Origin of the sequence: Streptomyces sp. NPDC059248 (assembly GCF_042753905.1) — a bacterium.
GTDB lineage: Bacteria > Actinomycetota > Actinomycetes > Streptomycetales > Streptomycetaceae > Streptomyces.
The window spans coordinates 45,134-54,811 of sequence record NZ_JBHYZV010000055.1 but is presented as its reverse complement, the minus strand read 5'-3'; the positions used below and the strand labels follow the sequence as shown (position 1 = coordinate 54,811).

8 protein-coding genes are annotated in these 9,678 nt (G+C 72.6%); all 8 read right to left on the bottom strand.

Annotation, left to right across the window (positions count from 1 at the left end):
* Positions 1-215: 215 nt before the first annotated feature.
* Complete coding sequence (gene cimA / locus ACFXG1_RS22825; RefSeq protein WP_384713527.1) at positions 216-1,820, bottom strand: citramalate synthase; 1,605 nt, start codon at positions 1,818-1,820, stop codon at positions 216-218.
* 327 nt (positions 1,821-2,147) lie between these two features.
* Positions 2,148-3,497 carry an MFS transporter gene (locus ACFXG1_RS22820; RefSeq protein WP_384744312.1) on the bottom strand — a complete coding sequence of 450 codons (1,350 nt, stop codon included), beginning with the start codon at positions 3,495-3,497 and terminating at the stop codon, positions 2,148-2,150.
* A gap of 105 nt (positions 3,498-3,602) precedes the next feature.
* The gene (locus ACFXG1_RS22815) at positions 3,603-4,232 is read right to left on the bottom strand and encodes a TetR/AcrR family transcriptional regulator (RefSeq protein WP_384744310.1); all 630 of its coding nucleotides are present in this window, start codon (positions 4,230-4,232) and stop codon (positions 3,603-3,605) included.
* A 150-nt stretch (positions 4,233-4,382) separates the two neighbouring features.
* Entirely contained in the window at positions 4,383-5,420 is a 1,038-nt protein-coding gene (locus ACFXG1_RS22810) for a hypothetical protein (RefSeq protein ID WP_384744308.1), read from the bottom strand.
* 58 nt (positions 5,421-5,478) lie between these two features.
* Positions 5,479-6,519, bottom strand: coding sequence for an agmatine/peptidylarginine deiminase (locus ACFXG1_RS22805; RefSeq protein WP_384715630.1), 1,041 nt, complete (start codon positions 6,517-6,519; stop codon positions 5,479-5,481).
* A 68-nt stretch (positions 6,520-6,587) separates the two neighbouring features.
* A complete protein-coding gene (locus ACFXG1_RS22800; RefSeq protein ID WP_384744306.1) occupies positions 6,588-8,312 on the bottom strand; it encodes an urease subunit alpha in 1,725 nt (574 codons plus the stop codon).
* Positions 8,309-8,998, bottom strand: coding sequence for an urease subunit gamma (gene ureA, locus ACFXG1_RS22795; RefSeq protein WP_384715636.1), 690 nt, complete (start codon positions 8,996-8,998; stop codon positions 8,309-8,311). Before ureA ends, ACFXG1_RS22800 begins: the two co-directional genes overlap by 4 nt.
* Positions 8,999-9,080: 82 nt before the next feature.
* Positions 9,081-9,662 carry a tetratricopeptide repeat protein gene (locus ACFXG1_RS22790; RefSeq protein ID WP_384715639.1) on the bottom strand — a complete coding sequence of 194 codons (582 nt, stop codon included), beginning with the start codon at positions 9,660-9,662 and terminating at the stop codon, positions 9,081-9,083.
* Positions 9,663-9,678: the final 16 nt, after the last annotated feature.

Genomic DNA, 9,678 nt, shown 5'->3' with positions numbered 1-9,678 from the left:
CGAGAGGCGCCCCGCCCGGAGATGCCTTTAGGTGCGAGCCTTCGCATGGGCGTCGGACCGGGTATCCAGGGGCGCGAGGAACTGCGCGACAAGCCACCCACCGGGTCGCGGCCCGAAAAACACCTGCGGCGCCGGACGCGTCCGGCAGGGGCGCCCCGGGGCGCAGGGGCGCTCGGGGGCGCCGGGCCCCGGGAGGTGCGGGACCCGGCGGGAGGCTACTCGGCGGGGGCGACTCCCGCGCGGAGGAGCCCGTAGGTGTAGGCGTCCTCCAGGGCCTGCCAGGACGCCGCGATCACATTGTCCGCCACCCCGACCGTCGCCCACTCCCCCGTCCCGTCACCCGTGGTGATCAGCACCCTGGTGGTGGACTCGGTGCCGTGGCGGCCCTCCAGGATCCGGACCTTGTAGTCCACCAGCTCGAACTTGGCGAGCTGGGGGTAGATCCGCTCCAGACCGACCCGCATCGCCCGGTCGAGCGCGTTGACCGGGCCGTTGCCCTCCGCGGTGGCGACGATCCGCTCGCCCTTGGCCCACAGCTTGACCGTGGCCTCGTTGGCGTGGGTGCCGTCGGGCCGGTCCTCGGTGATCGCCCGCCAGGACTCCGTACGGAAGTACCGGGGGGCGCGCCCGTCGGCCTCGGCGCGCAGCAGCAGTTCGAAGGACGCGTCGGCGGCTTCGTAGGTGTACCCCTGGAGTTCGCGCTCCTTGACCCGTTCGACGACCCGGCCGACCAGTTCGCGGTCGCCGCCGAGGTCGATGCCGAGTTCCTTGCCCTTCAGCTCGACGGAGGCGCGGCCCGCCATGTCGGAGACGAGCATCCGCATGGTGTTGCCGACCAGCTCGGGGTCGATGTGCTGGTAGAGGTCGGGGTCGACCTTGATCGCGGAGGCGTGGAGTCCGGCCTTGTGGGCGAAGGCCGAGACGCCGACGTAGGGCTGGTGCGTGGAGGGCGTCAGATTGACGACCTCGGCGATGGCGTGGGAGATCCGGGTCATGTCGGCCAGCGCGCCGTCGGGCAGCACCCGCTTGCCGTACTTGAGCTCCAGCGCCGCGACGACGGGGAAGAGGTTGGCGTTGCCGACCCGCTCGCCGTAGCCGTTGGCGGTGCACTGGACGTGGGTGGCGCCCGCGTCGACCGCGGCGAGGGTGTTGGCGACGGCGCATCCGGTGTCGTCCTGGGCGTGGATGCCGAGCCGGGCGCCGGTGTCGGCGGCGACGGTCGCGACCACGGCCTGGACCTGCGCCGGGAGCATGCCGCCGTTGGTGTCGCAGAGGACGACGACATCGGCGCCCGCCTCGGCGGCGGCCCGGACGACGGACTTGGCGTAGGCCGGGTTGGCCCGGTAGCCGTCGAAGAAGTGCTCGCAGTCGACGAAGACGCGGCGGCCCTGCTCCCGCAGATGGGCGACGGTGTCGCGGATCATGCGGAGGTTCTCGTCGAGGGTGGTGCGCAGGGCCAGCTCGACATGGCGGTCGTGGGCCTTGGCGACCAGAGTGATCACGGGCGCGCCGGAGGCGAGCAGCGCCTGTACCTGGGGGTCGTCGGCGGCGGCCGTCCCGGCGCGGCAGGTGGCGCCGAACGCCACGAGCCGTGCGTTCTTGAACTCGATCTCCTGCTGGGCGCGGGCGAAGAACTCGGTGTCCCGGGGGTTGGCGCCCGGCCAGCCGCCCTCGATGAACCCCACCCCGAAGTCGTCCAGATGCCGGGCGATGGTCAGCTTGTCCGCGACGGTGAGGTTGATGCCCTCGCGCTGGGCGCCGTCGCGGAGTGTGGTGTCGAAGACGTGGAAGCTGTCGTCCGTGGTGGGCTTCGTCGTCATGGCTGGTGCTGCTCCTGTCGGATGAGTGGCTCCCGGAATGGCTGGCTCCACTTGCCCCTATCCTCTCGCGCCCGTCGGCCTCGGCCGGGGGTGGGGCCGGAAGCCTGACAACGAAAAGACCCCTCGCGGATGCGAGAGGTCTGCGCGCGGGTCTGGGACACGGTGACGGGGTCGTACGGGATCGTCGCGTCGACGACCGTCACTGCGGACCGGCGCGCCTGCCGCCGATAATCATGGCGAGATAGGGCACGCCCGCATCCTGCCATATATCTCCCGAACCGGGCCTGCGGGTCTCACGATACGAAACCCCCGAGGTCACGGCGGGCCTCAGCCCGCCGTGACCTTCTCGACCCCGGTCTCCCCGCCGTCCCGGGGCCCCGGCACGGTCCGGCCGGTGCCCACGGTCTTCAGATCGATGTCGCGGGTTTCCCGCATGGTGAGATAGACGATGAGCGAGACCGCCGCGCAACCCGCCACGTACCAGTAGTAACCGGACTCGGCGCCCGACCGCTTGAACCAGAGGGCGACGTACTCCGCCGTGCCGCCGAAGAGGGCGTTGGCGATGGCGTACGGCAGCGCCACCCCGAGCGCCCGTACTCCGGTCGGGAAGAGTTCGGCCTTCACACAGGCGTTGATCGAGGTGTAGCCGGTGATCACCAGCAGGGCCAGCAGGGAGAGGCCGAAAGCGGGCCAGAAGGAGCCCGCGTGCCGGAGCAGCGTCATGATCGGCACGGTCAGGAAGGTGGAGCCCAGGGCGAAGGTGATCAGCAGCGGGCGGCGGCCGATCCGGTCGGAGAGCGCGCCCGCCAGCGGCTGGATCGCGGCGAAGACGATCAGCGCGCAGAAGGAGACCAGGGTCGCGGTCTCCTTGGGCAGCCCCGCGGAGTTGGAGAGGTACTTCGTCAGATAGGTGGTGTACGTGTAGTACGCCACGGTCCCGCCCGTGGTCAGGGCGATGACCAGGAACGCCTCCCGCTTGTGGACGAGCAGCGCCCGGATGGTGCCCTTCTCGGCGGCCGGGGTGCCGCCGGCCGCCGCGTCCACCTCCTCGTACACCTCCGTCTCCAGCATGTTGCGCCGCAGATAGAAGACGACGGCCGCGCCCAGCGCCCCGATGATGAACGGGATGCGCCAGCCCCAGCTGTGCAGCGCCTCGTCGGACATGGTGCGCTGGAGGACGATCTGGAGGCCGAGGCCGAGGATCTGGCCGACGGTCATGGAGACGTACTGGAAGCTGGAGGCCAGACCCCGGCGGCCGGGGGCGGACGCCTCGGTGAGATAGGTGGCGCTGGCCGCGTACTCGCCGCCGACGGAGAGCCCCTGGAGCAGCCGGGCGATCAGCAGCACCGCGGCGCCGCCGTATCCGGCGACCCCGTAGGTGGGGGCGACGGCGATCAGGACGGCGGAGGCGGACATCAGGGTGACGGTGAGGGTGAGGGCCGCCTTGCGTCCCCTGCGGTCGCCGACCCGGCCCAGCAGCCAGCCGCCGACCGGGCGCATGAAGAAGCCGACGGCGAAGATGCCCGCGGTGTTCATCAGCTTGGCGGTGTCGTTGCCCTCGGGGAAGAACGCCCCCGCGAAGTAGGTGGCGAAGCTGGCGTAGACGAACCAGTCGAACCACTCGACCATATTGCCCGCGGAGCCGACCCAGATCTTCTTCCAGTGCTCTCGTCCCATGGCGGGAACCGTGCCGGAGCCCTGTCCCGGCCGACAAGGGTTGCACCGGCAACGATCAGGAGTACTTGCGTACGTTGCGTTCCCGCCCCGGACAATGGTGTGTTATCAGCTGTCCGGGGGCTCCGGGGATCCCGGCGCCAGCAGGGAATCGGCCAGGAATTCGCGTACGTGTACGAGTGCTTGCTCACGCCCCGTACCGGGCAGGCCCACCGCCACATGGACGCTGAGCCCGTCGAGCAGGGCCCGCAGCCGGACGGCGAACCGGTCGGGGTCGACCTTCCGGAACTCGCCGTGCGAGACGCCGTCGGCGAGCAGCGCGACCAGGTCCCGGTGCCAGGCGCCCTCGACGGCGGCCTGCCGGACGCGGGCCTCGTCGCCCATGCCCGCCGAGCGGTTCCACACCTCCAGCCAGAGGGTCCAGTGGGGGTCGCGCGGCCCGTCGGGGAGGTAGAGGCCGACATAGCCGGTGAGCCGTTCGGCGGCGGGGGCCTGCCGGGAGAGCAGGGCGGCGCGCTCGGCGCCGAGCCGCCCCTCGCTCCATTCCAGCGTCCGCAGCAGCAACTCGTCCTTCGTACCGAAGTAGTAGAGGAGATGACCACTGCTCATACCGACGTCCCGGCCGAGTCCGGCCATGGTCAGCGCGTCGAGTCCGTGTTCGGCGATGGTGGCCATCGCCGCGGCGAGTACGGACTCCCGGGGCGGGGCGACATTGCGCCGCCGGGCGGGCGGGGTCATCGGACGGCCCCCTCGCCGGTGCGGGACGGGCCGCCCCGCGCCGCCGCCGTCGTCGTCGTCCGGGCGGTGTCCGCCCCGCGCCCCGGCCGCTTCCCCCGTGCCGTCTCCGGCAAGTGCCTCACCCGTTCGTTCCTTCGTGCCCGGTGTCCGTCAGATTCTCGGGGCCCCGCCACCGCCGCCGCCCGGCCCGCCGACCTGGGTGATGTCGGACGGGACCGCGGGTTCGGACGGGGAGAGCGCGAGGCTCTGGTAAAGATCCTCCACACAGGTGTCGTGGAGGTACTGCGTCAGGGTGGCCCGTACGCCCATCACATCGCCGCCCGCCTCGATGTGTTCCAGGGCCCGGCAGGCGTAGCCGCAGGCCTCGTACCCCTGGTCGTCGGCGGCCTCGACGGCGGCCAGGCCCGCGTAGAACTGGGCGCGCTGACCGTGGTCGTCGCCCGCGACGCCCCCCATCGCGTACAGCAGGGTGCGCCGGGCCTGCGACACCAGGCCCGCCGCGAGCTGGACCCGGCCCTTGAGCATCCCGATCCGGGCCGTGGTGCACCAGTCGAGCCACTCGGGTACAGGGTGGGCCTCGCCCCGGCTGCGGGCCTCGGCGACCCGGCCGACCAGGCGCAGCGCTCGGGCGTACTCCCCGTCCCGTACGGCGCGTTCGGACTCGACGGCGTCCAGCCAGTCGAGCACTCCGGCGGCCGGGGTACCGGCGGCGGTGAGCAGGGCGCGGGCCGCGGCCAGCGCCGCCGCGGGCTCGCCCGAGCCCTCGCCCTCCGCGCCGCCGACGGCGCGGTCCTCGGCGAGCAGAGCCGAGTGGGCCAGTGCCGCCGCCTCCAGCAGGGGGTCCCCGGCTTCGGCGGCGGTTTCCCGGGCCCGCCGGAGGCTGGCGCGGGCGGCGTCGGTGTCGCGCAGGGCGAGGAGTTCGATCCGCCCCTTGAGCAGCAGGCTCTCGGCGAGCGCGGACCGTACGGCCGTCTCGTCGGACAGGTCCCCGCCGTCGGCGCCGGAGCCGTCGCCGGCTCTCGTGAGCAGCGCTCCGGCCGCCTCGGTGTGTTCCGCCACCGTCGCGGCCAGTTCGGCGGGCTCCGTCGTCCAGTACAGCCTCCGGTGGGCCCGGGTGTCCGCCTCGAAGTCGGCGATACGGGTACCGCCGGGGGTCGTTGTGCCGGAGTCGTCTGCGGTTGGGGACATACTCACTCACCTCCACGGGAAGAACGGCCCCTCAGCACCCCGTGGGCCGTCCGCCGTCTCATTCTCCCCCGGCGTCACGCCCGACCGCGGGCTGTTGCTGGGTGACGCAATGGATTCCGCCACCTCCCGCGAAGATCGTCCGAGCGTCGACCAGGACGACCTCCCGGTCCGGGTAGAGGCGCCGGAAGACCGCGGCGGCCTCCTCGTCGCGCGGATCGTCGAAGGCGCAGAGCACCACACCGCCGTTGCAGACGTAGTGGTTGATGTAGGAGTAGTCGGTCCAGTGGCCCTCGTCGTCCCTGACGGCGGTGGGCGCGGGCACCTCGACGACCTCGACCGGCCGCCCCCGGGCGTCGGTCTGCCGCCGCAGGAACTCCACGTTCCGGGCGCAGAGTTCATGGTCGGGGTGGGCGGGGTCGGGCTGGGTGTGGGCGACGATCACCCCGGGGCCCGCGAAGGCGGCGACGATGTCGACATGGCCGAGGGTGCCGTAGCCGTGCGGCGGATAGTCCGCGGTCAGTCCCCGCTCCAGCCAGATGGCCTTGGTGGTGCCGAGCCGGGCGTGGATCTCGGTCTCGACCCGCTCCTTCGTCCAGCCGGGGTTGCGTTCCGGGCCGAGCTGGACGGTCTCGGTGAGCAGGACCGTGCCCTCGCCGTCGACATGGATCCCGCCGCCCTCGTTGACCAGCGGCGAGGAGTGGACGGGGACCCCCGCGACCTCGGCCACGGCGCGGGCGATCCGGGCGTCGTGGTCCCAGCGGGCCCACTTCTGGGCGCCCCAGCCGTTGAACACCCAGTCCACGGCGGCCAGCCGGGTGCCGTCGGTGACGAAGGTGGGTCCGATATCGCGCATCCAGGCGTCGTCGAGGTCGCGTTCGACGAGCTCGATGCCGGGGCCGAGGAGTTCCCGGGCCCCGGCGCCCTGGCCGGGGCCGACGACCATCGTCACGGGTTCGAAGCGGCTCACGGCCCGGGCGACCGAGGCCCAGGCGCGCCGGGACTCGGCGAGTTCGGCGGCGTCGGCGAAGGTGGTGTTGGGGACGGGCCAGGCCATCCAGGTGCGCTCGTGCGGGGCCCACTCGGGCGGCATACGGAACATCGGGGGTACTCCCGGGGGTGGTGCGGACGGCGGGCGGCGGTCGTGGGCCGCCTGTGGGGATCGGGGGTTCAGAGGAAGTAGAGGCGGTTGAGGGAGACCGATTCCGCGGCCTCGGAGCGGATCGGATCGCCGTCGAGGGTGACGAGTCCGGTCCGGGCGTCCACGCCGACGTCGCCGACGCGGTTGTTGAGCAGCAGATCGGCGGGGCCGATGCCCCGGGTGCCCCGGACGGCGACCCGGCGGCGCCGGGTGGGCAGCAGATCGCCGCCCGCCGCGACGGCCGCCCCGGCGACGAAGGCCACCGACAGCTCGGCGGGGGCGGCGCCGTACGCCCCGAACTGGGGTCCGAGGACCAGTGGTTCACAGGTGTCGGTCGCGGCGTTGGGGTCGCCGGTCACCCCGTAGGCGGGAAAGCCCGATTTGAGGACGAGCTGCGGCTTGGCGCCGAAGAAACGGGGGTGCCAGAGCACGATGTCCGCCATCTTGCCGGGCTCGATGGAGCCGATCTCGTGGGAGAGGCCGTGGGCGATCGCCGGGTTGATGGTCAGCTTGGCCAGATATCGCAGGACACGGGCGTTGTCGTCGTGCGCCCCGTCGTGGGCGCCGTCCTCCGCGAGCGGACCGAGTTCGGCCTTCATCTTGCCCGCCATGGCGAAGGTGCGGCGTACGGTCTCCCCCGCACGGCCCATGCCCTGGGCGTCGGACGAGGTGATCCCGATCGCCCCGAGGTCGTGCAGAACGTCCTCGGCGCCCATCGTCCCGGCCCTGATCCGGTCCCGGGCCATGGCCGCGTCACCGGGCAGGTCGGTCTTCAGATCGTGGACGGAGACGATCATCCCGTAGTGTTCGGCGACCGCGTCCCGCCCGAAGGGCAGGGTCGGATTGGTGGAGGAGCCGATGACGTTCGGCACGCCCGCCATCTTCAGGACGTTCGGTACGTGTCCGCCGCCGCAGCCCTCGATGTGGAAGGCGTGGATCGTCCGGCCCTCCAGCACCCGCAGGGTGTCCTCCACGGACAGGCACTCGTTCAGCCCGTCGCTGTGCAGGGCCACCTGGACGTCGTGCTCGTCGGCGACCCGCAGGGCCGTGTCGAGGGCGCGGGTATGGGCGCCCATGTCCTCGTGGACCTTGAAGCCGCAGGCGCCGCCCTCGGCCAGCGCCTCCACCAGGGGCGCCGGGTGGGAGGACGAGCCGCGCCCCAGGAAGCCGATGTTCACCGGCCAGGCGTCGAAGGCGTTGAAGGCGTGCTTCAGGGCCCAGGGCGAGTTGACGCCGACGCCCCACACCGGGCCGAACTCCTGGCCGATGATCGTGGTGACGCCGGAGGCCAGGGACGCCTCCATGATCCGGGGCGAGAGCAGATGGACATGGGTGTCGACAGCCCCGGCGGTGGCGATGAGACCCTCGCCCGAGACGATGGTGGTCCCGGTGCCGGTGACCACGTCGACGCCGTGGAGGGTGTCCGGGTTCCCGGCCCGGCCGACGCCGGTGATCCGTCCCTCGCGGATCCCGATCGACACCTTGCGGATGCCCAGGACGGCGTCGATGACCAGGACGTTGCTGATGACGACGTCGCAGGTGTCGCGGACTGCCGCGGCCTTGAGATGCAGTCCGTCGCGGGCCGTCTTGCCGAAGCCCGCGAGGAACTCGTCCCCGGGGTGCTGGGAGTCCGACTCGACCCGGACGACGAGCCCGGTGTCGCCGAGCACGACCCGGTCCCCGGCGCGGGGTCCGTGGACCGACGCGTACTCGTACGGATCGATCCCGCCGTTCCCCCGCGGTGCCGCGCTCATCGGTCCGCCCCCAGATAGCCGCAGGCCACCGCCCTGCGCAGGGCTTCCTCCCGGGCGCCGGGCGCGTCCAGCGGGCCGTCGACGAGTCCGGCGAAGCCGATCGCGATCCGGTCGCCGCCGACGGGCAGCAGCCCGACCTCCAGGCTGCCGCCCGGGTCGAAGCGGACGGACGATCCGGCGGGCACGCAGAGCCGCATGCCGTACGCCGCCGAGCGGTCGAAGTCGAGCCGCGGATTGGCCTCGAAGAAGTGGAAATGGGAGGTGACGCTGACGGGCACGTCGGCGGTGTTGCGGACGGTCAGCACCACCGCGGGGACGGGCTCCGGGGTCGCGGGGCCCGGGATGATCGCGCCGGGCGCGGCCGGGTTCGGCCCGGTGGCGGGACCGCCGATGGGATCGGAGACCACCGCGAGCCGGGAGCCGTCGTCGAAGACCGCTTCCACATGGACCTCGGTCACCACATCGGCGACCCCGGGCAGGACGTCGCCGGGACCGAGGACGGACCTGGCCGCCTCGATCGCCTCGGCCAGCCGCCGCCCGTCCCTGGCCGCCTCGCAGACCGTGTCCGCGATCAGCGCCGTCGCCTCGGGGACATTGAGCCGCAGCCCCCTGGCCCGGCGCGCCCGCGCCAGTTCGGCGGCGCCGAAGAGCAGCAGCCGGTCCCGTTCCGTGGGGGTCAGTCGCATCCCGCCCACCTCCTTTTGAGCGCCACTCTAACCAGCGGGCGTGCCGATGAGAAGGATTCGCGGCGGGTTTTCGAGCGTCGCTCTAAGACGGGGTTCGCGGCGACGACGGGAGCGTATGGTCCGGGTCGGCGGCGTAGAAGGCGAGGGCCCGCTCGTAGCCGCGGACGGAGGGGTCGTCGCTGGTGCGCGCGAGCAGCTCCAGCAGCAGCCGCAGGGACTCCCGGTGGCGGCCGGTGTTGTAGAGCGCCAGCGCGAGGAAGGCCCGCAGTCCGCCGTGTTCCGGGAAGGCGGCGGCCCCGGCGCGCAGGGTCCGCTCGGCGTCGTCGAACCGGCCGAGCACGCGATAGGTGCTGCCGAGACCGAGATACGCCTCCGCCCGGTCGGCCGCGGCGAGTCCCTCACTTTCGGCACCGCCGCCCGTGAGGGCGCGCTCGTAGTAGGGCACGGCCTCCGCCTCGCGTTCGAGGACGTCGTGGGCCCAGGCCGTGTGGTAGGCCACCTCGGCGTCGCCCGGGAGCCGTTCGGCCAGCTCCACCAGCAGCCGGCGGGCCCGCTCGCGCTCCTCGGGACCGCCGCCGTCGCGCAGCCGGATCGCCGCGGCCAGCGCGCCGTCCCGGTCCGCTCCCGTGCCCGTACCGCCCCTGCCGTTCCCGGATGTGATCATGCCCCCATCCTCGCCG